The sequence below is a fragment of the Streptosporangium sp. NPDC000509 genome, from assembly GCF_042898365.1.
Lineage (GTDB): Bacteria > Actinomycetota > Actinomycetes > Streptosporangiales > Streptosporangiaceae > Streptosporangium.
In genome coordinates, this window is sequence record NZ_JBIAYX010000014.1 from 22,733 (window position 1) to 45,906 (window position 23,174).

At 69.8% G+C, this 23,174-nt stretch carries 21 protein-coding genes; 15 read left to right on the forward strand and 6 right to left on the reverse strand.

What is annotated here, in order from left to right; translation table 11 throughout:
- Positions 1-104: 104 nt before the first annotated feature.
- Positions 105-374, forward strand: coding sequence for a hypothetical protein (locus ACFY3D_RS24915; protein ID WP_350947793.1), 270 nt, complete (start codon positions 105-107; stop codon positions 372-374).
- 235 nt (positions 375-609) lie between these two features.
- Here ACFY3D_RS24915 and ACFY3D_RS24920 read toward each other — a convergent pair whose 3' ends face one another.
- Positions 610-1,251 carry an MBL fold metallo-hydrolase gene (locus ACFY3D_RS24920; protein WP_350947792.1) on the reverse strand — a complete coding sequence of 214 codons (642 nt, stop codon included), beginning with the start codon at positions 1,249-1,251 and terminating at the stop codon, positions 610-612.
- A 291-nt stretch (positions 1,252-1,542) separates the two neighbouring features.
- On the opposite strand from ACFY3D_RS24920, the gene uvrA reads away from it, so the two are divergent.
- From uvrA to whiA, 7 genes are all read left to right on the forward strand, one after another.
- On the forward strand, positions 1,543-4,383 hold the full coding sequence (gene uvrA, locus ACFY3D_RS24925; RefSeq protein WP_389983199.1) for an excinuclease ABC subunit UvrA: 2,841 nt from the start codon (positions 1,543-1,545) through the stop codon (positions 4,381-4,383).
- Between the two features lie 89 nt (positions 4,384-4,472).
- On the forward strand, positions 4,473-4,898 hold the full coding sequence (locus ACFY3D_RS24930; protein ID WP_350947790.1) for a Rieske (2Fe-2S) protein: 426 nt from the start codon (positions 4,473-4,475) through the stop codon (positions 4,896-4,898).
- 223 nt (positions 4,899-5,121) lie between these two features.
- Complete coding sequence (locus ACFY3D_RS24935; protein ID WP_362897377.1) at positions 5,122-5,592, forward strand: Rieske (2Fe-2S) protein; 471 nt, start codon at positions 5,122-5,124, stop codon at positions 5,590-5,592.
- Between the two features lie 425 nt (positions 5,593-6,017).
- The gene (gene uvrC, locus ACFY3D_RS24940) at positions 6,018-8,018 is read left to right on the forward strand and encodes an excinuclease ABC subunit UvrC (protein WP_389983669.1); all 2,001 of its coding nucleotides are present in this window, start codon (positions 6,018-6,020) and stop codon (positions 8,016-8,018) included.
- Positions 8,015-8,887, forward strand: a complete 873-nt coding sequence (rapZ, locus tag ACFY3D_RS24945; RefSeq protein ID WP_389983202.1) for an RNase adapter RapZ — start codon at positions 8,015-8,017, stop codon at positions 8,885-8,887. The genes uvrC and rapZ overlap by 4 nt, the downstream gene beginning before the upstream one ends.
- Positions 8,884-9,819: a uridine diphosphate-N-acetylglucosamine-binding protein YvcK gene (gene yvcK, locus ACFY3D_RS24950; RefSeq protein WP_362897376.1), complete on the forward strand. Its 936-nt coding sequence runs from the start codon at positions 8,884-8,886 to the stop codon at positions 9,817-9,819. Before rapZ ends, yvcK begins: the two co-directional genes overlap by 4 nt.
- 93 nt (positions 9,820-9,912) lie before the next feature.
- Positions 9,913-10,893: a DNA-binding protein WhiA gene (whiA, locus tag ACFY3D_RS24955; RefSeq protein ID WP_350947786.1), complete on the forward strand. Its 981-nt coding sequence runs from the start codon at positions 9,913-9,915 to the stop codon at positions 10,891-10,893.
- A gap of 51 nt (positions 10,894-10,944) precedes the next feature.
- On the opposite strand, the gene ACFY3D_RS24960 is transcribed toward whiA, so the two are convergent.
- Entirely contained in the window at positions 10,945-11,463 is a 519-nt protein-coding gene (locus ACFY3D_RS24960; RefSeq protein WP_389983205.1) for a hypothetical protein, read from the reverse strand.
- 216 nt (positions 11,464-11,679) lie between these two features.
- Between ACFY3D_RS24960 and gap the strand changes: the two genes are divergently transcribed.
- The 6 genes from gap (at position 11,680) to ACFY3D_RS24990 (ending at position 16,035) form a co-directional block, all read left to right on the forward strand.
- Positions 11,680-12,684, forward strand: coding sequence for a type I glyceraldehyde-3-phosphate dehydrogenase (gene gap / locus ACFY3D_RS24965; RefSeq protein WP_350947784.1), 1,005 nt, complete (start codon positions 11,680-11,682; stop codon positions 12,682-12,684).
- On the forward strand, positions 12,684-13,871 hold the full coding sequence (locus tag ACFY3D_RS24970; RefSeq protein ID WP_389983208.1) for a phosphoglycerate kinase: 1,188 nt from the start codon (positions 12,684-12,686) through the stop codon (positions 13,869-13,871). The genes gap and ACFY3D_RS24970 overlap by 1 nt, the downstream gene beginning before the upstream one ends.
- A gap of 82 nt (positions 13,872-13,953) precedes the next feature.
- Positions 13,954-14,739: a triose-phosphate isomerase gene (tpiA, locus tag ACFY3D_RS24975; RefSeq protein WP_362897373.1), complete on the forward strand. Its 786-nt coding sequence runs from the start codon at positions 13,954-13,956 to the stop codon at positions 14,737-14,739.
- A gap of 132 nt (positions 14,740-14,871) precedes the next feature.
- The gene (gene secG / locus ACFY3D_RS24980) at positions 14,872-15,102 is read left to right on the forward strand and encodes a preprotein translocase subunit SecG (RefSeq protein ID WP_030905020.1); all 231 of its coding nucleotides are present in this window, start codon (positions 14,872-14,874) and stop codon (positions 15,100-15,102) included.
- Between the two features lie 77 nt (positions 15,103-15,179).
- Positions 15,180-15,527 (forward strand): RNA polymerase-binding protein RbpA, encoded by a 348-nt coding sequence (locus ACFY3D_RS24985; protein WP_012892502.1) that lies wholly within the window; start codon positions 15,180-15,182, stop codon positions 15,525-15,527.
- Positions 15,528-15,792: 265 nt separating this feature from the next.
- The gene (locus ACFY3D_RS24990) at positions 15,793-16,035 is read left to right on the forward strand and encodes a DUF6343 family protein (RefSeq protein WP_389983211.1); all 243 of its coding nucleotides are present in this window, start codon (positions 15,793-15,795) and stop codon (positions 16,033-16,035) included.
- Positions 16,036-16,213: 178 nt separating this feature from the next.
- On the opposite strand, the gene ACFY3D_RS24995 is transcribed toward ACFY3D_RS24990, so the two are convergent.
- The 3 genes from ACFY3D_RS24995 to ACFY3D_RS25005 all read right to left on the reverse strand — a co-directional run bounded on the left by ACFY3D_RS24995 (position 16,214) and on the right by ACFY3D_RS25005 (position 19,330).
- Complete coding sequence (locus ACFY3D_RS24995) at positions 16,214-16,756, reverse strand: SPW repeat protein (RefSeq protein WP_389983214.1); 543 nt, start codon at positions 16,754-16,756, stop codon at positions 16,214-16,216.
- 698 nt (positions 16,757-17,454) lie between these two features.
- Positions 17,455-18,552 carry a DUF5685 family protein gene (locus tag ACFY3D_RS25000; protein ID WP_389983218.1) on the reverse strand — a complete coding sequence of 366 codons (1,098 nt, stop codon included), beginning with the start codon at positions 18,550-18,552 and terminating at the stop codon, positions 17,455-17,457.
- A gap of 169 nt (positions 18,553-18,721) precedes the next feature.
- Positions 18,722-19,330 carry a TetR/AcrR family transcriptional regulator gene (locus ACFY3D_RS25005; protein ID WP_389983221.1) on the reverse strand — a complete coding sequence of 203 codons (609 nt, stop codon included), beginning with the start codon at positions 19,328-19,330 and terminating at the stop codon, positions 18,722-18,724.
- Positions 19,331-19,416: 86 nt separating this feature from the next.
- On the opposite strand from ACFY3D_RS25005, the gene ACFY3D_RS25010 reads away from it, so the two are divergent.
- Positions 19,417-20,157, forward strand: coding sequence for an SDR family oxidoreductase (locus ACFY3D_RS25010; RefSeq protein WP_389983224.1), 741 nt, complete (start codon positions 19,417-19,419; stop codon positions 20,155-20,157).
- Positions 20,158-20,256: 99 nt separating this feature from the next.
- On the opposite strand, the gene ACFY3D_RS25015 is transcribed toward ACFY3D_RS25010, so the two are convergent.
- The gene (locus ACFY3D_RS25015) at positions 20,257-23,121 is read right to left on the reverse strand and encodes a BTAD domain-containing putative transcriptional regulator (RefSeq protein ID WP_389983227.1); all 2,865 of its coding nucleotides are present in this window, start codon (positions 23,119-23,121) and stop codon (positions 20,257-20,259) included.
- Between the last annotated feature and the right edge of the window lie 53 nt (positions 23,122-23,174).

Genomic DNA, 23,174 nt, shown 5'->3' on the forward strand with positions numbered 1-23,174 from the left:
GGCGGTGGGGCGATGGTCGCGGACATCCCATGCCGCGACCCGTTCTCGCCCTGGAATGTCCCGATCCGCTTTCCCCGCCCGGCGCGGGTGCGTTCAATTGCCTCATGGCAACCGAGCCGCACGAGCACACACGCACCTATTTCCTCGGCATGCTCGCTCGCGAGCTGGAGCTGAGAGGCATGAACGTGACGCTCAGGCGGAGCCCGCCGTCGTTGCGGGTCACCGATCCCGAGGCGGCGATGTTCAACGAGACCCTCGACTGCGTACCGCTCGCCGAGGGCTGGTTCTACCGCTGGTCATGGGGCGATCTGGTCGAGCGGGTGGAGGATCCTTCCAAGGCCGCGGATCGGATCCTCCGGGTCTTCGGCGGCTGATGTCCGCGAGCCCGGTGGGAACGGCTACCACCGTCCCACCGTGCTTCCGCGAACCGGACCGCCTCGATGACGTGCGCGGGGGAGCGGGAACGGCTACGGCCTTCCCCCCGGGCGGGCGGGTGTCGGTCCTGGCGTCCGGGAGCGGTCACCGGCCGTGTCCGGGCGGCGCCGAGGGGTTGCCCCGGCCTGCCATGCCCGCGTCAGGCGACGCAGGGGGAGGGAGTGAGGCGGGAGGTCACCAGCCGCGTTCGCGCCACTCGGGCAGGGAGGGGCGTTCGGCGCCGAGCGTGGTGTCCTTGCCGTGGCCCGGGTAGACCCAGGTGTCGTCCGGCAGCCTGTCGAAGATCCGCTCCGACACGTCGGCGAAGAGCTGGGCGAACCGCTCGGGATCCTTGTTGGTGTTGCCGACGCCGCCGGGGAAGAGCGAGTCGCCGGTGAACAGGTGGCCGGGGTAGTACAGGGCGATCGAACCGGGGGTGTGCCCGCGCAGGTGGATCACCTCCAGGCTGACCACGCCGACGGTGACCCCGTCGCCGTTCTCCACCTCCAGATCCACCGGCACCGGCAGTGCCCCCGCGTCGAGCGGGTGGGCGATCACCGAGGCGCCGGTCGCCCTGGCGACCTCCTCCAGGGCCTGCCAGTGGTCGCCGTGCTGGTGGGTGGTGACGATCTTGCTGATCGGCTGGTCGCCGATGAGTTCGAGCAGGCGGTCGGGTTCGGCGGCGGCGTCGATGAGGGCGCCGTCGCCGGTCTGGGTGCACCGGATCAGGTAGGCGTTGTTGTCGAACGGGCCGACGGCCAGTTTGGCGATCGTCAGGGCGGGCAGTTCGCGCAGGTCGGCGGGGCCGCCGACCTGCACGTCACCGGTGTACGTCACGGATTCTCCTCGGACGGGGTCGCGGGAAGACGGGGCGGCACGCGCTCCGCCCTCGTCACCATCATCATCGCGCCCGGCGGGCCGGACGGGGCATAAGGGGGGTGTTCACGTCGTTGAAGTCGTGGGCCACCTGCCATATCCGGGGGGAGACCGTACTCTGGAGGGGGCGGGAAAACGACCCCGGACGCCGGTCCGGAAAGACTCCGAACGCCGGTCCGGAAAATTGTCGGCCCCTCTCGCTAGTCTTCCCGCGACTACTTCCAACCCTCTACCAACGACGTCGGGACTGCTGTGGCTGACCGCCTCATCGTGCGTGGTGCACGTGAACACAACCTCAAGGACGTCTCGCTGGACCTTCCGCGAGACGCTCTGATCGTCTTCACCGGGCTGTCCGGCTCGGGCAAGTCAAGCCTGGCCTTCGACACGATCTTCGCCGAAGGCCAGCGCCGCTACGTCGAGTCGCTGTCGGCGTACGCGCGGCAGTTCCTCGGGCAGATGGACAAGCCCGACGTCGACTTCATCGAAGGACTCTCGCCCGCGGTCTCCATCGACCAGAAGTCGACGAGCCGCAACCCCCGTTCCACCGTCGGCACGATCACCGAGGTGTACGACTACCTGCGCCTGCTGTGGGCGCGCATCGGCAAGCCGCACTGCCCGCAGTGCGGGCGGGCGATCGCGAGGCAGAGCCCCGAGCAGATCGTCGACCGGGTGATGGAGCTGGAGGAGGGCACCCGCTTCCAGGTGCTCGCCCCGGTGGTCCGCGGCCGCAAGGGCGAGTACGCCGAGCTGTTCAGCCAGCTCCAGGCCAAGGGGTTCGCCCGCGCCCGCGTCGACGGCACCGTGGTCCGCCTGGACGAGCCGCCGACGCTGAAGAAGCAGGAAAAGCACGACATCGAGGTGATCGTCGACCGTCTGGCGGTGAAGGAGGGCGCGGCCAGCCGGCTGACCGGCTCGGTGGAGACCGCCCTGGGCCTGTCGGGCGGGACGATCACCCTGGAGTTCGTCGACCTGCCCGAGGACGACCCCAACCGCGAGCGTTTCTACTCCGAGCACCTCTACTGCCCCTACGACGACCTGTCGTTCGAGGAGCTGGAGCCCCGCTCGTTCTCGTTCAACTCACCCTTCGGCGCCTGTCCCGAGTGCACGGGCCTGGGCGTCCGGATGGAGGTCGACCCCGACCTGATCGTGCCCGACCCGGAGAGGCCGCTGGGCGAGGGCGCGCTCTCGCCGTGGGCCGGGGGCCACACCAGCGACTACTTCGAGCGCCTCGTCGAGGCGCTCGGCCTGACCATGGGGTTCGGCCTCGACACCCCGTGGGAGCGGCTCCCCAAGAAGGCGCAGAAGGCCCTGCTGTACGGCCACGACGAGCAGGTCCACGTCCGCTACAGCAACCGCTACGGCCGCCAGCGCTCCTACTACACCACCTTCGAGGGGGTCATCCCCTGGGTGCAGCGCCGCCACGGCGAGTCCGACAGCGACGGCATGCGCGAGAAGTACGAAGGCTACATGCGGGAGATCCCGTGCCCGGCCTGCAAGGGGGCGAGGCTCAAGCCGGTCTCGCTGGCCGTCACGGTCGACGGCCGCTCGATCGCCGACGTCTCGTCGATGTCGATCGGCGACTGCGCGACGTTCCTGGCGGGGCTGAAGCTCTCGGAGCGCGACATGCACATCGCCGAGCGGGTGGTCAAGGAGATCAACGCCCGGATGGGCTTCCTGCTCGACGTGGGCCTCGACTACCTCACCATGGACCGGGCCTCCGGCACTCTCGCCGGTGGCGAGGCACAGCGCATCCGGCTCGCCACCCAGATCGGCTCGGGACTGGTCGGGGTGCTGTACGTGCTGGACGAGCCCTCCATCGGCCTGCACCAGCGTGACAACCAGCGGCTGCTGGAGACCCTGATCAGGCTGCGCGACATGGGCAACACGCTCATCGTGGTCGAGCACGACGAGGACACCATCGCCGCCGCCGACTGGGTGGTCGACATCGGCCCCGGGGCGGGGGAGCACGGCGGCCAGGTCGTCGTCTCCGGCACCGTGGCCGACCTGCTCGCCTCGGAAGACTCGATGACCGGCGCCTATCTGTCGGGGCGCAGGACGATCGCGATCCCCGCCGCCCGCCGCAAGCGCGACAGGAAGCGGCAGATCACCGTGAAGGGCGCCCGTGAGCACAACCTCAAGGGCGTCGACGTGGAGTTCCCGCTCGGGTTGTTGACCGCGGTCACCGGGGTCTCGGGGTCCGGCAAGTCCACCCTGGTCAACGACATCCTCTACAACGCGCTCGCCAAGGAGCTGAACGGCGCGCGCACCGTCCCCGGCCGCCACGCGCGGGTCAACGGGATGGACCTGGTCGACAAGGTCGTGCACGTCGACCAGTCGGCGATCGGCCGCACGCCCCGGTCCAACCCGGCGACCTACACCGGCGTCTTCGACAAGGTCCGCGACCTGTTCGCGCAGACCACCGAGGCCAAGGTCCGCGGCTACCAGAAGGGCCGCTTCAGCTTCAACGTCAAGGGCGGCCGGTGTGAGGCCTGCTCGGGAGACGGCACCCTCAAGATCGAGATGAACTTCCTGCCGGACGTCTACGTGCCCTGCGAGGTCTGCCACGGGGCGCGCTACAACCGGGAGACCCTGGAGGTCCACTACAAGGGCAAGACGATCTCCGAGGTGCTCGACATGCCGATCGAGGAGGCCCTGGACTTCTTCGACTCCATTCCGGCGATCAAGCGCTACCTGAAGACGCTCAACGACGTCGGCCTGGGATACGTCAGGCTCGGCCAGCCCGCCACGACCCTGTCCGGCGGTGAGGCCCAGCGCGTCAAGCTCGCCTCGGAGCTGCAGCGCCGCTCCACCGGCCGCACGATCTACGTGCTCGACGAGCCCACCACCGGCCTGCACTTCGAGGACATCCGCAGGCTGCTGGGCGTCCTGGGCAAGCTCGTAGACGGGGGCAACACGGTCATCGTCATCGAGCACAACCTCGACGTGATCAAGACCGCCGACTGGCTGATCGACATGGGGCCCGAAGGCGGCTCGCGGGGCGGCAGCGTGCTCGCCACCGGGACGCCCGAGGAGGTCGCCCTCGTCGACGAGAGCCACACCGGCCGCTTCCTGCGCAAGATCCTCGGCAGCTGAGGGCCGGATTCGGGACCGGGCTCCCCCGTCAATACCCTGGACGAGGGAGCCCGGTTCCGATCGGGGATGACATTGCGAGAAGGGCCGCGATGAGCATGCAGGAAACCTCCGCCATGCCCGCGCGCAGGCAGGTGATCGCCGCCGCGGGGGCCGTGGCGTGCGGTGCGGCGCTGGCGGGGTGCGCGAGCGGGGAGTCCGCCGCCGCCATCGTGCCGCCGGGGATCAAGGGGAAGGTGATCGCACGGACCGCCGACATCCCGGTGGGCGGCGGCAAGGTGATCACCAAGTGGAAGATCGTCATCACCCAGCCGGCCTCGGGGGTGTTCAGGGCGTTCACGGCGAGCTGCCCGCACCGGGGGTGCGCGGTCGGCAGGATCGGGGACGGCGTCATCCGCTGCCCCTGTCACGGCAGCGAGTTCGCGGTCGACTCCGGAGAATGTCTCAAGGGCCCGGCGGAGGCGCCGCTGGTCCAGTACGCGCTGAAGGTCGAGGGCGACGGGATCATCGTGCTCTGACGGTTCGCGCCGACCTCTCCTCCGGGGAGGCGCGGATCCGCCGGGTCGGGCCTGGTGCGCCGGGGCCGAGGCCCGTGACGAGGGTTTGGCGGGGGCTCTCCGGATGGTCCACGAAGAGGGCCGAGGGAGTAATTCTTCACAGTCTCCTGACACGATGTGCGGCAAGCTGAACCGTCATCGGGGTGCGAGCCGTACCTGAAGATGATGATTCTGGAGGATATAGATGACTGAGACGACACGTCGTACGGTGATATTCAGCGCCGGTGGGGCCGGGATGGCCGCGGTGCTGACCGCGTGCGGGGGCTACGGGGAGCCGGCGGAGAGCGGCGGGGACACCTCCGCGACCTCCGCGTCGCAGGCGCCGGAGGCGGCCGAGACGAGCGCGGGCGCCGACTCGGGCGGCTCCGCGAACGCCCTGGCCAAGACCGCGGACATCCCCGAGGGAGGCGGCAAGATCTTCAAGGACCAGAAGATCGTGATCACCCAGCCGGCCGCGGGCGAGTTCAAGGCGTTCAGCTCCGTCTGCACCCACCAGGGGTGCGACGTCGACAAGATCGAGGGCGACACCATCGACTGCCCCTGCCACGGCAGCAAGTTCAAGATCACCGATGGTTCCGTGGCGAACGGCCCGGCCACCGACCCGCTGGAGGAGAAGGCGATCAAGGTGGACGGCGACTCCATCGTCCTCGCCTGATTCCTGACCGCCGCGAGCCCACCACCGGGGAACGTCCCGGCGGTGGCGGGCGTCTCACACGGCGGTCCTCGTACGGCCAGAAGCACCTGTAGGAGGCGACGGGCGTCGCATGAGGCCGTGGCCCGGTCCCGGGCGGGGACCGGGCCACGGCCCGTTCCGTCGATCTGCTCGGTAGGAGGCTGTGAGGCGGTCGACTCCGAGGCGGCGACGCGGGCGGTGAACCGGCCGCGGGCGGAAGGCTCGGCGCCCGTCGAGAGGAGGTCCGGGCAGGGACTCCGCGGGGGGCGGAGGCATACGGGAGTTCGGGCAGGGACTGTGCGGGAGGTTCGGCGAAGGCGCGAGGGAGCTCGGGCAGCGGGGTCGCGCGGAAAGCTCCAAGGAAACCTGTCGGTCCGGGCCGATAGGCTTTCCGTGTGGCGAGATCTGTGGGTGGTCAGGTGAGTTTCCGGCCGAAGCCGGGGTCCATCCCCGAGTCCCCCGGCGTCTACCGGTTCAAGGACCCGGAAGGCCGGGTCATCTATGTCGGCAAGGCCAAAAGCCTGCGCCAGCGGCTCAACTCCTACTTCGCCGACTTCGCGGGCCTGCATCCGCGCACCCAGACCATGCTCACCACCGCCGTGGACGTCGACTGGACGGTCGTCGGCACCGAGGTCGAGGCGCTCCAGCTCGAATACTCCTGGATCAAGGAGTACGACCCGCGGTTCAACGTCAAATACCGCGACGACAAGTCCTACCCCTACCTCGCGGTCACCATGGGGGAGGAGTTCCCCCGGGTCCAGGTGCTGCGCGGCGCCAAGCGCAAGGGCACCCGCTACTTCGGCCCCTACTCCCATGCCTGGGCGATCAGGGAGACCGTCGACCTGCTGCTGCGGGTCTTCCCGATCAGGAGCTGCTCGGGCGGGGTCTTCAAACGGGCCGCGCAGATCGGCCGCCCCTGCCTGCTCGGCTACATCGACAAGTGCTCGGCCCCCTGCGTGAGCCGGGTCACGGCCGAGGAGCACCGGGCGCTGGCCGACGACTTCTGCGAGTTCATGGCGGGCAACACCGGCCGGTTCATCAAGCGGCTGGAGCGCGAGATGCGCGAGGCCGCCGTCGAGCAGGAGTACGAGCGGGCCGCCAGGCTGCGCGACGACATCCAGGCGCTGCGGCAGGCGATGGAGAAGCAGGCCGTGGTCCTCGGCGACAACACCGACTGCGACGTGGTCGCCCTCGCGGAGGATCCGCTGGAGGCCGCCGTCCAGGTGTTCTACGTCCGCGGCGGGCGGATCAGGGGTCAGCGCGGCTGGGTGGTCGACAAGGTCGAGGAGGCCGCGCCGGGCGAGCTGGTCGAGCAGTTCCTGCTGCAGATGTACGGCGAGGCGGCCGCCGAGGCGTTGCCCAGGGAGGTGCTGGTCCCGGTCCTGCCCCCCGACGCCGCAGCGGTCACCGAGCTGCTCGGCGAGCACCGCGGGGCGCGGGTGGAGATCAGGGTCCCCCAGCGCGGCGACAAGAGATCGCTGATGGAGACCGTCGAGCGCAACGCCGTCGAGTCCCTGAAGCAGCACAAGCTGAGGCGGGCCAGCGATCTGACCGCGCGCAGCAGGGCGCTGCAGGAGGTCGCCGACGCCCTCGACCTGGACCAGGTGCCGCTCCGCATCGAGTGCTACGACGTCTCCCACATTCAGGGCACCGACGTGGTGGCCTCCATGGTGGTCTTCGAGGACGGCCTGGCGCGCAAGAGCGAATACCGCAGGTTCTCCGTACGCTCCACCGAGGGCGATGTCGCCTCCATCCACGAGGTGATCTCCCGCCGGTTCAAGCGCTACCTGGAGGAGCGCTCGGCCACCGGGGAGCTCGACGCCGACACCGGGGCCGATCCCGCCGACGGGTCGGCCGCGGGCCCCGCCGAGGAGACGGCCGAGGGCCTAAGCGGAGGACGGGGCGCCGGCGACGGGCCGCGGACGCCGGGCATCGACCCGGAGACCGGCAAGCCGCGCAAGTTCGCCTACCCGCCCAACCTCGTCGTCGTCGACGGAGGTCCCGCCCAGGCCGCGGCGGCCCGCAGGGCGCTCGACGAGCTGGGCGTGGACGACGTGGCGGTGTGCGGGCTGGCCAAGCGGCTGGAGGAGGTCTGGCTGCCCGGCGAGGACCTGCCGGTGATCCTCGCCCGCTCCAGCGAGGCCCTTTACCTGCTCCAGCGAGTACGCGACGAGGCCCACCGCTTCGCCATCACCTACCATCGATCCAAACGGTCGAAGAGTGTCAAGGAAAGCGCTCTGGACGAGGTTCCCGGTCTCGGCCCGGCCCGCAGGCAGGCGTTGATCAAGCATTTCGGATCGGTGAAGCGGCTGCGGGAGGCGACCGCGGCACAGATCTGCGAGGTTCCCGGGATCGGCCCCTCGACGGCCGAGACGATCGTGTCGGCCTTGAAGGGGCAGAACCCATGAGCGAAAGAGAGCCCGCGTTCGTCCTCGTCACCGGAATGTCGGGGGCGGGGCGGAGCACCGCCGCCAAGGCCCTGGAGGACCTGGGGTGGTTTGTCATCGACAACCTGCCACCCGGGTTGCTGTTCGCCATGGCCGAGGAGGCGGGGCGGGTCAAGCTGGCCGCCGACAAGGTGGCCGCGGTGGTCGACGTGCGCAGCCTCGCCTTCACCAGCGACCTCAACAGCGCGATCGAGGAGCTGGAGGGGCGCGGCGTCGCCGTGCGCGTGGTGTTCCTGGAGGCGAGTGACGAGGAGCTGGTCCGCAGGTTCGAGAACGTCCGCCGCCCGCACCCGCTGCAGGGGGACGGCCGTCTGGTCGACGGGATCGCCCGCGAACGCGGCATACTGCGCGAGGTGCGGGCGAACGCCGACCTGGTGATCGACACCTCCAACCTCAACGTCCACGAGCTCCGCGGGAAGATCGTCGCCTTCTTCGGCGGCGAGGACCGTCCAGGGCTGCGGGTCAACGTCGTCTCCTTCGGCTACAAGTACGGCCTGCCCGTCGACGCCGACCTGGTCGTCGACTGCCGGTTCCTGCCCAATCCCCACTGGGTCCCCGAACTCCGCCCGATGAACGGACTGGACGCTCCCGTACGGGAGTACGTTCTCAACCAAGCGGGTGCGAAGGAGCTCCTCGACGCCTACGAGGAGGTGTTCACCATCATCGCCTCCGGCTACACCCGCGAGGGCAAGAGCTATGCCACGCTCGCCGTCGGCTGCACCGGCGGCAAGCACCGCAGCGTCGCCATGGCCGAGCAGATCGGCGGGCGGCTGCGCGACAAGGGTGGCATGGAGGTGCAGGTGAGCCATCGGGATGTGGGCCGGGAGTGAATGAAGGTCTCAAGGTCGTCGCGCTGGGTGGGGGACACGGGCTGTACGCCTCGTTGTCGGCGTTGCGGAGGGTCACCTCCCGGCTGACGGCGGTGGTGACCGTCGCCGACGACGGGGGCTCCAGCGGCCGTCTTCGCCGCGAGCTCGGTGTGCTCCCCCCGGGGGATTTGAGGATGGCCCTGGCGGCCCTGTGCGGTGACGACGAGTGGGGGCGCACCTGGAGCGAGGTCGTCCAGCACCGCTTCCGCAGCGAGGGCGACCTGCACGGCCACGCGATCGGCAACCTGCTGATCGTGGCGCTGTGGGAGCGGCTCGGCGACACGGTGTCGGGCCTCGACTGGCTCGGACGGCTGCTCGGCGCGCACGGGCGGGTGCTGCCGATGGCCTCGGTGCCGCTCGACATCGCCGCCGAGGTCGAGCTGGACGGCGAGGTGAGCACGGTGCGCGGTCAGGTGGCCTGCGCGCTCACGCCCGGCAGGGTCCGGGCCATCTCGCTGCTCCCGGAGGACCCGCCGGCGTGCCCCGAGGCCGTCCGTGCGGTCCTGGACGCCGACTGGGTGGTGTTCGGTCCCGGTTCCTGGTTCACCAGCGTGCTGCCCCACCTGAAGGTGCCCGAGCTGGCCGAGGCGCTGCACGCCACCCGCGCCCGTCGTCTGGTCGCGCTGAACCTCGCCCCGCAGGCGGGGGAGACCGACGGATTCTCCCCCCAGAAGCACCTGGAGGTGCTGCGCGAGCACGCGCCCTCCCTGGAGATCGACGTCGTCGTCGCCGACACCGGGGTGATCGACGACCGTGATGAGCTGGACAAGGCCGCGGCAGATCTCGGGGGGAGGCTGGTCCTCGCCTCCGTGGCGGACGAGGACGGCTCCCCGCGACACGATGCACAACGTCTTGCCTCCGTCCTGGACGAGATTTTCCGTGAGAAGCGTTGATCCTGGTCAGCGGTGCTCAGGAGTGCGAGAAACTTCTGTGAGCCCGATTTATCTCGGGTCGCAAGGGGTCTGTATGGGGGAGGACGAACACGCATGGCGATGACAGGTGTGGTCAAGGACGAGCTGAGCAGGCTGCCGATCCTGAAGCCTTGCTGCCGTAAGGCCGAGGTGTCGACGCTGTTGCGGTTCGCGAGCGGGTTGCACCTGGTGAGCGGCCGGATCGTGATCGAGGCCGAGCTTGACACCAACGTCACCGCTCGGCGGCTGATCAAGGACATCGGCGAGGTCTTCGGGCACAAGGCCGAGGTGCTCGTCCTGGCCCCGGCCGGGCTGCGCAAGGGCTCGCGCTACCTCGTGCGGGTCTACCGCGACGGGGAGGCGCTCGCCCGCCAGACCGGTCTGATCGACAACCACGGGCGCCCGGTCAGGGGCCTGCCCCGCCAGGTCGTCGCGGGGGCGACCTGTGACGCGGAGGCGGCCTGGCGGGGGGCGTTCCTGGCGCACGGCTCGCTGACCGAGCCGGGGCGTTCGATGTCGCTCGAGGTCACCTGCCCGGGGCCCGAGGCGGCGCTCGCGCTGGTCGGGTCCGCGCGGAGGTTGAAGATCCACGCCAAGGCGAGGGAGGTGCGCGGCGTCGATCGGGTGGTGGTCCGCGACGGCGACGCCATCGGCGCGCTGCTGACCCGGCTGGGCGCCCACGACAGCGTGCTCGCCTGGGAGGAGCGGCGGATGCGCCGCGAGGTCCGCGCGACGGCGAACCGGCTCGCCAACTTCGACGACGCCAACCTGCGCCGTTCGGCCCGTGCCGCGGTCGCGGCGGGGGCGAGGGTCCAGCGTGCCCTGGAGATCCTCGGGGAGGAGGCCCCCGAGCATCTGGTGATCGCCGGTCGCCTGAGGGTGGAGCACAAGCAGGCGTCCCTGGAGGAGCTGGGGCAGCTCGCCGACCCGCCCCTGACCAAGGACGCCATCGCCGGTCGCATCCGCCGCCTGCTGGCCATGGCCGACAAGCGGGCCCAGGACATCGGCGTTCCCAACACCGAGGCCAATCTCACCGTCGACATGCTGGCCCCTTAGGCCGTCGTCGGGATCGCACCACCGGCAGGGGCGTTCGGCCGGACCCGTGATTCAGGGCTGCTTCCTGGGCTCGAAGTAGTTCGTGTGGTCGGAGGCCTCGTCCGGCTGCGAGACGGAGGAGGCGGCGCGGGCGTCGTGTGCCTCCCGGGCGGCCTTGACGCGCCTGTTCACGAAGCTGAAGCCCGCGTAGGCGGCGACCACCCAGAACAGCAGCGAGATGGGGTCCTGGCGCAGGAGCTCGGGGAAGGCGTCGAGCACCCTGGCGAGGGCGGGGCCGTAGTCCTCGCCGGACACCTGCGCCCAGGCGATGGTGGATCCGACGATCTGGCCGAGCGCGGCGCCGGCGAGGGAGAAGAAGGCGGCGAGCGGCGGCAGCACCGGGCTGGTCGGCTTCACCGCGATCATGGCGAGGCCGACGAGGAGACCGACGCCGATGGCGGCGAAGCCGATCTCGTACCCGCTGAAGGCGATGAGCGCGCCGTAGGCCGCGGCGCCGACGGCGGTGCCCAGCAGGCCGGTGAGGATGCCAGGTAGCAGGCCGTTCGCCAGGTGTGGGTCGTTATCTGTCACAGCAGTTTCTCCTGGGGGTTGGGGTGTTTGTAGTGACGAGTCGGGCACTTTACTTGAATGGTGCGATACCTGTTCGTGGGTTAGCGAATAACGGGGCACCCCCTCAAGTGGTCTAGGCCAATTTGGGTCCGATAAGGTTCGTGGTTGAGGTTTCAGCCCGCATCAAGTCGCCGGATCCGAGAGACCGGCGCATCGACGTACGAGGAGATCGGCACCGTGACCATCCGCGTAGGCGTCAACGGATTTGGCCGCATCGGCCGCAACTTCTGGCGCGCGGTCGCTGCCAGCGGCAAGGACATCGAGATCGTGGCGGTCAACGACCTGACCGACAACGCCACGCTCGCGCACCTGCTGAAGTACGACAGCATCCTCGGCCGTCTGCCGTACGAGGTTAAGAGCACCGCCGACGAGATCATCGTCGACGGCAAGACCATCAAGGCGTTCGCCGAGCGCGACCCGGCCAAGCTGCCCTGGGGCGACCTGGGCGTGGACGTCGTCGTCGAGTCGACCGGCTTCTTCACCGACGCCAACAAGGCCCGCGTGCACGCCGAGAACGGCGCCAAGAAGGTCATCATCTCGGCTCCGGCCAAGAACGAGGACGTCACCGTCGTGATGGGCGTCAACCACGACAAGTACGACCCGGCGAACCACACGGTCATCTCCAACGCCTCCTGCACCACCAACTGCCTGGCGCCAATGGCCAAGGTCCTCAACGACACCTTCGGTATCGAGAAGGGTCTGATGACCACGATCCACGCCTACACGCAGGACCAGAACCTGCAGGACGCCCCGCACAGCGACCTGCGCCGCGCCCGCGCCGCCGCGATCAACATCGTGCCGACCTCGACCGGCGCCGCCAAGGCCATCGGCCTGGTGCTGCCCGACCTCAAGGGCAAGCTCGACGGCTACGCGCTGCGCGTGCCGATCCCCACGGGCTCGGCCACCGACCTCACCGTCGAGGTCGGCCGTGAGACCACCGTCGAGGAGGTCAACGCCGCGATCAAGGCCGCGGCCGAGGGCGAGCTCAAGGGCTACCTCAGCTACAACGAGGACCCGATCGTCTCCGCCGACATCGTGACCGACCCGGCGTCCTGCATCTTCGACGCGCCCCTCACCAAGGTGATCGGCAACCAGGTCAAGGTCGTCGGCTGGTACGACAACGAGTGGGGTTACTCCAACCGCCTCGCCGACCTCATCGAGCTGGTCGGCGCCGACCTCTGATGAAGGACATCTCCGAGTTCGACGTGGACGGTCGGCGCGTCCTGGTGCGCGCCGACCTCAACGTCCCCCTGGAGGGGGACGTCATCACCGACGACGGCCGCATCCGCGCCTCGGTGCCGACGATCAAGGAGCTCGCGGGCCGAGGCGCCCGCGTGGTCGTCGTCGCGCATCTGGGACGCCCCAAGGGCAAGCCGAACCCGGAATACTCCCTCGCCCCGGTCGCCAAGCGGCTGGGTGAGCTCCTGGGTGCCGACGTCGCCTTCGCGACCGACGTGGTCGGCGAGTCCGCCCAGGCCGTCGTGGAGGCCCTCCAGGACGGCCAGGTGGCGCTTCTGGAGAATCTGCGCTTCGAGGCGGGCGAGGAGTCCAAGGACGACGAGGAGCGGGCCGCCTTCGCCGCCAAGCTCGCCGCCTTCGCCGACGTCTACGTGGGCGACGGCTTCGGCGCGGTGCACCGCAAGCACGCCAGCGTCTACGACGTGCCCGGTCTGCTGCCGCACGCCGCGGGCCGGCTCGTCCTGGCCGAGGTCGAGGTGCTCAGGAAGCTGACCGACGAGACCGAGCGGCCGTACGCCGTGGTGCTCGGCGGCGCCAAGGTCTCCGACAAGCTCGGCGTGATCGGCAACCTGCTCACCAAGGTCGACCGGCTCCTCATCGGCGGCGGCATGGCCTACACCTTCCTCAAGGCCCAGGGCTACGAGGTCGGCAAGTCGCTGCTCCAGGAGGACCAGCTCGACAAGGTGCGGGGCTTCCTCGACGAGGCGCGCAAGCGCGAGGTCGAGATCGTCCTGCCGGTCGACGTGCTCGCGGCCGTCGAGTTCGCCGAGGACGCCGAGTACGAGGTGGTCGACGCCACCGCGATCCCGGCCGACCGCGAGGGGCTCGACATCGGCCCGCGCACCCGCGAGCTGTTCGCGGGCAAGCTGGCCGACGCCAGGACGGTGTTCTGGAACGGCCCGATGGGCGTCTTCGAGTTCGAGGCCTTCTCCGGGGGAACTCGCGCGGTCGCCGAGGCGTTGATCGCCTCTGAGGCCTTCACCGTCGTCGGCGGTGGAGACTCGGCCGCGGCCGTGCGCAGGCTCGGCCTGGCGGAGGACGGGTTCTCCCACATCTCCACCGGTGGCGGTGCCAGCCTCGAATACCTGGAGGGCAAGACCCTCCCCGGACTCGTGGCGCTGGAGCGGTAGAAAGTGAACGCACGCGACGAGCGGAGCGGCCGGTCGACGACCGACGCCGCCCGCCCAGTGAACAAGGAGTGGTGAGCGAACGATGAGCACACCTCGTAAGCCGCTCATGGCCGGCAACTGGAAGATGAACCTCAACCACCTTGAGGCCATCGCGCACACCCAGAAGCTCGCCTTCGCGCTGAACGACAAGGACTTCGACCGGGTCGAGGTGGCCGTGCTGCCGCCGTTCACCGACCTGCGCAGCGTGCAGACCCTGGTGGACGGCGACAAGCTGCGGATCGTCTACGGCGCGCAGGACCTGTCACAGCACGACGGCGGCGCCTACACCGGCGAGGTCTCCGGGGCGATGCTCTCCAAGATCGGCTGCACCTTCGTGCTCGCGGGTCACTCGGAGCGCCGCCAGTATCACCGCGAGGACGACGACGTCGTCAACGCCAAGGTGCAGGCGGCCTACCGCCACTCGCTCACCCCCATCCTGTGCGTGGGGGAGGGCCTGGAGGTGCGCAGGGCGGGCGACCAGGTGGCCCACAGCGTCGCGCAGCTCGACGGCGCGCTCCGCAAGGTGAGCGCCGAGCAGGTCGCCTCCATCGTGCTCGCCTACGAGCCGGTGTGGGCGATCGGCACCGGCGAGGTGGCCACCCCGGACGACGCGCAGGAGGTCTGCGGGGCACTCCGGGCGCGACTCGCCGAGCTGTACGACGCAGAAGTGGCCGCCGGTGTCCGTATCCTTTACGGTGGGTCGGTCAAGTCTGACAACATCGCGGGCATCATGGCGCAGCCTGATGTCGACGGTGCCCTGATCGGTGGCGCGAGCCTCGATCCCGGGGAGTTCGTCAAGATTTGCCGTTTCGGCGAATTGTCGAACTGACTGAGCCATTCGGTGGGTGCGACTTGACAGCACGTCATACCCTCTTAGAGCAGGTTTGAATCGTCACGCCATCGGCGTACACAAGGGTCGTGCCCGGACGCGGGTCACGCGCACATAGGGAACAGGTCAACGGTGACAATCGGAATCTCCATCGCCCTCATCCTGTCGAGCTTGCTGATGATGCTGCTCGTCCTGCTCCACAAGGGCAAGGGCGGTGGCCTCTCGGATCTGTTCGGTGGCGGTTTCTCGTCGTCGTTCGGAGGCTCCTCGGTGGTGGAGCGCAACCTTGACAGGCTCACCGTCATCACCGGTGTCGTCTGGTTCGTCTGCATCATCGCGCTGGGCCTGCTTCTGCGGCCCTGACCTGGCTTCGACAGGCGTGACAGTGGTTCAGTCCCCGCATCCCCAAGCGGCGGGGCCATCGAGCAAGGAGTTCATCCGTGGGTAGTGGCAACGCGATCCGTGGCAGCCGTGTCGGTGCCGGCCCGATGGGGGAGGCGGAGCGCGGCGAGGCGGCCCCCCGTGTGCGGGTGCCTTTCTGGTGCGCGAACATGCACGAGACGCGCCCCAGTTTCGCCAGCGACGCGGCCGTCCCCGAGTTCTGGGACTGCCCCCGGTGTGGTCTCCCCGCCGGTCAGGACGAGGCGAACCCGCCCGCCCCGCCGCGTAACGAGCCTTACAAGACGCACCTCGCGTACGTGAAGGAACGCCGCAGCGACAAGGATGGCGCGCAGATCCTCGCCGAGGCCCTGGAGCGGCTGCGCTCCTCCTCACGCCCGATCTACTAGCCGGTCCCTCGGGTCCCGGACCCTCGGGGACGGCTCGACGGCGAGTACGCGGAAAGACCTCCGCGGGTGGAATCCACCCGCGGAGGTCTTTCCGCGTTCCGGGGGTTTTCGCGATCGCCGGGAACCGCTTACCGGGCCGGCCCCGCGCCCTCTCGGCGAACTCCGGTGTCGTGGATGGTGAGGGATGTCCTGGGTAGGGGCTGAAAAGATACCCCCGCATAGATATGAGCAGGTGGGGGATCGACATCGCCCTGGAGGTGGTCCCATGAAGGAGCAGCCAGGTACGCACGACCATCCGAAGAGCGCGCTGAACCTGCGGCTCGTTCTGGCGATCTTCGGCCTGGTGGTCTGCACGGTTCTGGCGGTGTTCGCGGCTCAGGGCGGATTCACCCTGCTCACCGTGGCCCTCGCCGTCCTGGCGGCCGTCGCGGTGGTGGACATCGTGGTGGTCGGGATCAGGATCGCCCGCAGGCGCCGACGCGGTGAGCGGCACACCCTGTTCGAATGAACCGTCCCCTCCGGCCTTCCCGGCGGGCTCCCGTCTTCCTGGCGGGGTCCGTGGCGGAGGACGGATGCCCCGAAGACGACGAAAGCCCGGCCGGGGCCGGGCTTATCCGGAGACGGCGCTCTCAACCCGGTCCCTGGCCGGGTTGAGCAGCCGTCGCGCTGATCTCACATCCATCTGTCTATGGCCTGTTGGGATAGTCGGGCCTGTTGGGGTAGTCCGGCCGGTTGGGCATGTCCGTTCGACCGGGCATGTCCGTCCTGTGGGAGGTGTCTCCTCGGTGGGACATATTCCCCTTGTGTGACATTCCGGCCATCTTCTTGGATCCCATCGCCACCGCTCCCAGACCGAGCAGGAGGATGACGATCCCGGTGACGACGTTGTTCCAGATGGTTCCCCTCGTCGCCGAGCCGGTGATCCAGGGAGCGATGATGGTCCAGATTCCGATGACCGGCGCGACCCAGCTGACCCCGTAGGTCCGGCCGTAGGCGGACGCGAAGGCCAAAGCCAGCGCGGCGACCGCGATACCGGTGACGAGGTTGCTCACCGAGAGCCTGGACAGGCCGTTGAAGCCGACCACCCAGGGTGAGATCGCCAGATACAGGCCCGCCAGAAGGCCCAGTCCTTCGATGGCCTGGGCCACCGAACTGGAGCCCGCTCGTTCGTACCTTTCCCGCATCTCGATGAGATCGGGGTGATGCTCCAGGCTTGCGGGTCTCGTCATGACCCATGCCCCCTTCCGGTTTCACGCGAAATACGATCCGCTGTGAAAGCGAACTCCTACCGATATACCCGACATAAGCTCTAAAGAGCCCAAATGGCTACAAATCTAGATAATGAAATCCTTAGGCTGCGGAGATCCGACATAGCCCTCAGGCGCCCTGTCCAGGGCTTACACCACGATGTGTGTACGGATACGGGGAGCAGGGACATAGGCGATCGGAGGCCCATCCCGGGCGGGCTCCGGTCCTGCGCCAGAAGATGTGATGACCACGGCCAGTGGACTGCCCGTCGTCTCAGAGGCGCTGCGCCTGGCGCCTGCTGCGGGTGGCGGACACACACGTCGGGCGACACGGATATCGTCGCGGTGCGGGATCTCCACAAGCGGCTAGGGATGTTTCCGCCCCCATCGACGTCCACGGCCGAGGCGCCACCACGTGACCAGATTCAACTTCCGCGCCAGAGCCGTGAGGTTCCCCCGTATCCCCACCGGCCGTCACGGACTCGACCCGCTCACCTCGGTGCGCTCGCTTCGTACCGCGCTGGAGAGGCTCCGCGCGCTGCGGCCCGGTTTCTACCGGGCCAACGTGACGGCCCACCTGGAGCGGGGAGCGTTCTTCCCCGAGTCGTTCCCCGGGTCGAGCCCGCCGCCCGAGGAACTGCTCATCCATGACGAGGAAGCCGAGCCGCCCGCCGGTGCGGTCAGCCGCAGTCACAGTTGCAGCACTCGCAGCAGTCGCAGCACCCGGAGCAGCCGTTGCAACACTGTCCGCAGGCGTCGCAGCCGGTGGGGTCGCAGCGCTCGCCGCACGACCGGTAGCGGTCCTCGTCCCACGGCGGCCGGTACAGTCCGCAGGTGCAGCAGGCCGCCGACATGCACAGCAGCGACAGCAGCCCGCCGGGATCGGGCTTCAGCCGCGGGTCACGAGGGGGTGCCTCGGGGCTCTCCCGCTCGGCCTCGGCGAAGATCCGATCGACGGCACGGCCGGTCTCGGCGACCAGCAGGGCGTTGACCAGGCGACGTCGCTCCAGGTCCAGTTCGGCCATCGCGAGGCGCAGTCCGTGCACGGCGTCGTCGCAGTGCCGCCGCGCGGCGGCCAGGTCGGTGCCCGAGGCCGTCAGCGGGTTGTAGGCCCCGTGGTCGCGGTCGCGGGCGAGGTCTTCGACGGCGTCCAGCAGGTGTGCCAGGCGGCCGAAGTAGCGTCCGGCCTCCTCCAGGGTCTCCCGGTTGTGCGGCTTGCCGGCCAGTACGGCGGTGTGCCCGAAGGCGGCGGCGACCGCGGCCTCGGTGGGGGCGGTGAGCTGGAGCAGGCTCGGGTTCGGCAGCCGTTCCAGCCGGGTCTGCTCCTCGACCGCGGCGAGGAGCGGGGCGGGATCGAATCCGAGGGCGGCGGCCGTACCCGATCCGGCGGCCGACCAGCGCGCGGCCACCCGCCCGGCGCCGGCCGCCACCAACCGGCGGGCGTAGACGCCGTCGCCGTCCTCGACGTGGTCCTTGACCTTCCCCGCGGCCAGGATCAGCGAGACCGCGGCGGCGAGCCGTACCCCCTCGGCCTGGGCGACGTCCGCGCCCTTGAACCCGCGCAGCGCGCAGGCGGCCGCACGCCGGTACGGGGAGGGGGCCGGTGCCTGTGCCTCGGTGAGCACGGACACCAGCAGGCCGTCGTAGTTGGTCACCAGCCGGGAGGCGTGCCCGTGCTCATCCCGCAGGGCCAGGCAGAGCCCGCACAGGTGCGCCATCCACTCCTTGAACAGCCCGCCGCACATCCCGTGCCTGCATGGGCGAACGATCCCAAACATATGCCCCTCTTCCGCCTGCGACCGATGCCCAGCCTGGCGGCCCCCACTTGTCGCACACTTGCGGATGGCGGGTCAGCCTGTCAGAGCGCCCATGCCGCTCCGGGATCTTGGACTCGTTATCGGGGTCGCGAAACGTACATTATCGGTCTGATGTTTCTCGTAAGCCGTTTTATCGGTCACTGCCGATCCCGGCGAGCAGGTTCCGGACGAGGGCTTCGGCGAACTCGTCGGTGAGAGGCTGGTCGGGGATGAGGAGGCGGTGGTAGCAGGCGCCCCAGAGCTGGTCGACGACCACCTCGGGGTCGACGTCCTCGCGTAGCTGCCCGCGCCGCTTGGCGCGCTCCAGTGCCTCGACGGCGAGTGCTCTGCGCGGTGCCGAGTAGCGTTCGCGGAGCAGCGCCGACAGCTCGGGGTCGGTCTGGGCGTGGCCGACGAGCTCGGGCATCACGCGTCCGGCCTGGGTGTCGCGCATCAGGTGGACGAAGGCCCGCAACTGCGCGGTGAGGTCGGCGGCGATGTCCCCGGTGTCGGGGAAGGCCAGGGTGGGGCCGACGGCGGCGAAGTAGCCGTCCAGCGCGAGCGCCCCCTTGGACGGCCACCACTTGTAGAGCGTCACCCTGCTCGCGCCCGCCAGTGCCGCGACCCGTTCGATGGTGAAGGCGGCCATCCCCTCGGTGAGCAGGAGTTCGCCGGCCGCCCGCAGGATCTCACGGCGCACCTCGGCGGCCGGGCGGCGTCCGCGTCCGCGACGCGCGGGCGCGGGGAATTGCTGCGTCACCGTCCACCTCCATGGAATATATGGACATTGTGTTTACATTCATATATATACATAGTGTACATAAGTTCTTGGAGGAGTGACCGATCATGAGCAGCACAGCAGCCCGCGTCGCCGTCGTCACCGGAGGCTCACGCGGCATCGGGCGCCAGGTCGTGGGCAGGCTCGCCGCCGACGGCTACGCGGTCGTGGTCAACTACGCGAGCAACGACACCGAGGGCAAGGCCGTCGTCGCGGAGGTCGCCGACGAGGGCGGCCGGGCGATCGCGGTCCGAGCCGACGTCGGTGACGAGCGGGCGGTCGCGGAGCTCTTCGACACGGCCGAACGGACCTTCGGCGGCGTCGACGTCGTCGTGCACGCCGCCGGGATCATGAACCCGCCCACCCCGGTCGCCGAACTCGACCTGGACGTGCTGGACCGCGTGCTCCGCGTCAACGTACGCGGCACCTTCGCCGTGGCCCAGCAGGCCGCCAGGAGGCTGCGCGAGGGCGGCGCGCTGATCACCTTCTCCACCTCGGTGATCGGACTGGCCGCGCCCGGTTACGGCGCCTACGCCGCATCCAAGGGCGCCGTCGAAGGGCTCACCCTCATCCTCGCCCGCGAGCTGCGCGGCAGGGACGTCACGGTCAACACCGTCGCCCCCGGGCCCACCGCCACCGATCTCTTCCTGGAGGGCAAGGACGAGGAGACCGTCGCCAGGCTGGCCGCCCAGCCGCCGCTGGAGCGGCTGGGCCGGCCCGCGGACATCGCCGAGGCGGTTGCCTTCCTCGCCGGCCCCGCCCGCTGGGTCAACGGCCAGGTGCTGCGGGTCAACGGCGGAATCATCTGAGCCGAGACCGGTCAGGAAAGGGACCTGCCGCCTGTCGTACATCGATCCAGGGCGGAGACGACACCGCTCATCGCCGTGGTGGCCGTCGGCGGTGCCGGCTCACGGGGGCGCGCACGCGAGGCCGATGACATCGGTGTTCCTCGCCCCCCGTTCGAAGGCCAGGGAGTATCCACACGCCCCGAGCGCGTTCTTCATCAGCCGTTCGGCCTCGGCGTGGGCGTCGTGAAACGGCCGCAGGCCGATGAGCGCCACCCCGGTCGTACGCCGTAGCCGGTGCGCGGCGCCGAGTAGCTCGGCGGCACGGTCGTGACGGCCGGTGGCGGCGACGGTCCAGGCGAGTGTCTCAAGGCCCCACACCGGTCCCCAGCGGTCGTCGATGTCGTACTGGCGGCGCAGCGAGTCGCGGAACAGGGTGGCGGCCCGTACCGGGTCGCCGTGGCGCGACTCGGCGAGACCGAGGCCCCACAGCGCCCAGGAGTGGGCCCAGGTTCCGCCGAGGGCCTCGGCGTCGGCGAGGTAGGCCTCGGCGGCGGTGACGGCGAGCTCCCGGTCTCCGAGAAAGGCGCAGGCCATCGCCCAGAGCATGGTGGCCATGTGGGCGTCACCGATCGCGCCGTCGGCGAGGAACCGGTCTCTCGCCTGCGCCAGCAGCGGGATGGAGCGAGGGCTGCCGTGGACGAGCATCGCGTGGGCGCCCTCGACGCAGGTGACGGCGGCCGGGACGTCGGTGTCGGGGAGCTGTGCGGCGAGGCGGCGGCAGCGGGCCATGAAGGCGTCGGCACCCTGCCTGTCGCCCTGGCAGAGGGCGATCCAGGCGACCATGGCCACCGCGCCGACCTGGAGGGGGTCCGGCCGGCGGGGGGAGAGCGCGAGCCCGCGCTCCAGCCAGTGACGGCCCTCGCCGATGGTGCTGTTGAAGAACCAGAACCGGGTCCTGGTGAGGTTGACGGTGATCTCCAGACCGCTCCGCGCCTCGCCCGGCTCGGTGAGGCAGAAGTCCAGTGCCGCCCGCAGGTTGGGGAGCTCCTGCCGCAGTCGTGACAGCCATCCGACCTCGTGAGGGCCGCACCAGTCGGCCGCGGCCCGTGCGGCGGTGCTCCGATAGTGGTCACGGTGACGCCGCCGCATCACGGTCTCCTGGCCGAGGTCGATCAGGCGCCGCCTGCCGTACCGGCGGATGGTCTCCAGCAGGCTGTAGTGCGTCCTGCCGTCCTGGCCGTTCACGACGAGGATCGACTTGTTCGCCAGGCCCGTGAGGAGGTCGAGGACGTCGTGGCGGTCGATGCCCGTCCCCGAGCACACCACCTCGGCCGCCTCCAGGTCGAACTCACCGGCGAAAACCGACAACCGGGCCCACAGCAGCCGTTCGTGTTCGGTGCACAGGTCGTGGCTCCAGTCGACGACGCCGCCCAGGGTCCGGTGGTGGCGTGGGGAGTTCTCGGCGTCGGTGTCGGCGAGCAGCCGGAAGCGGTCGTCCAGCCGGTCGAGTATCTCCTGGACGGAGAGCGTTCCCAGCCGGACCGCGGCCAGCTCGATCGCGAGTGGCACGCCGTCCAGCCGTCCGCACAGCTGCGCGACGACGTCGCGGTTGTGCCGTGTGATCTGGAAGTCCGGTGCCGAGGCCGCGGCGCGGTCGGCGAGCAGCTTCACCGCCTCGTAGTGGGTCAGCGCCGGCTCGGCGTCCGCGTCCGCCGATGTCGTGGGCGGTACGGAGAGGGGCGGTACCGGCAGGACGTGCTCGCCCTGGACGCCGAGCCGCTGCCGGCTGGTGGCGAGCACCCGCAGACCGGGCGCCGAGCGCAGGAGCGCGGTCACCAGCGTCGCGGCGGCGTTCACCAGGTGCTCGCAGTTGTCCAGCACCAGCAGTGTCCTGCTGTCGCTCAGGTGCTCGACGAGGATGTCCAGGCAGGGGCGCGCGGAGTGGTCGCGGATTCCGAGAGCCTGGGCCACGGTCCGGTCGAGCAGAGCGGGGTCGGTCAGCGGGGCGAGGTCGGCGATCCACGCTCCGCCCGGGAAGGTGGGCGACACCTGCGCGGCCAGTCGCAGCGCCAGCCGGGTCTTGCCGACTCCGCCCACCCCGGTCAGCGTGACCAGGCGGCTGGTCTCCAGTAGCCGCGCGGCGTCGTCGAGCTGCCGCTGTCTGCCCACGAACGTGGTCATCTCGCCGGGGAGGTTGCCGGAAGATCTCCTGGCGGTGAGCGCGGGATCGTCGTCGAGAATCCGCTGGTGCAGTTTCCGCACCTCAGTGCCGGGGTCGACGCCGAGCTCCTCGGCGAGGACCTCGCTGAGGGAGTGGTAGCAGCGCAGAGCCTCGGCCTGGCGTCCCGATCTGCACAGCGCGAGCATCCGCTGCGCCCAGAACCGCTCTCTGAGCGGATACGCGGCGGTCAGCCGGCGCAACTCGGCGAGCACCTCCTCGTGGCGGCCCAGTGCGAGGTCGGCCTCGATGCGGGACTGAAGCGCGTCCAGCCCGCGCTCGGCCAGCACGGGCACGACCTCCCGCCGCAGGGTCTCGGACGGCACGTCCTGCAGTGGCTCCCCGCGCCACAACCCCAGGGCCTCGGCCAGCAGCGCGGCGGCCCGCTCCGTCGCGTCCGCGGCGAAGGCGGCCCTGGCACGGAGGGTGAGGGCCTCGAAGCGGTGCAGGTCGAGCCGGTCGTCGGCCACCCTGAGCAGATAACCTCGCGGGCAGGTGAGCAGCGGGCCCTCGTCCCCGGCGCACCCCAGCAGGCGCCTGATCCGCAACACGTAGTTCTGCAGGGTGTTTCTCGCCCCTCCGGGCGGGTCGTCTCCCCACAAATGGTTCGTCAACGTCTCGACGGAGACCGTCTTGTTGGCGTCGAGCAACAGCGAGACGAGCAACGTCCGCAGCTTGGCCGCCCGGATCGGCACCGGGACGCCGTCCCGCAGCACCTCGAACGGCCCCAGAATCCTGAACTCGAGATCCGAGCCTTCCGTTTCCATTACTCAATGTAATCATAAAATCGCCATTCGTGATCAGGGATGTACGTCAAATG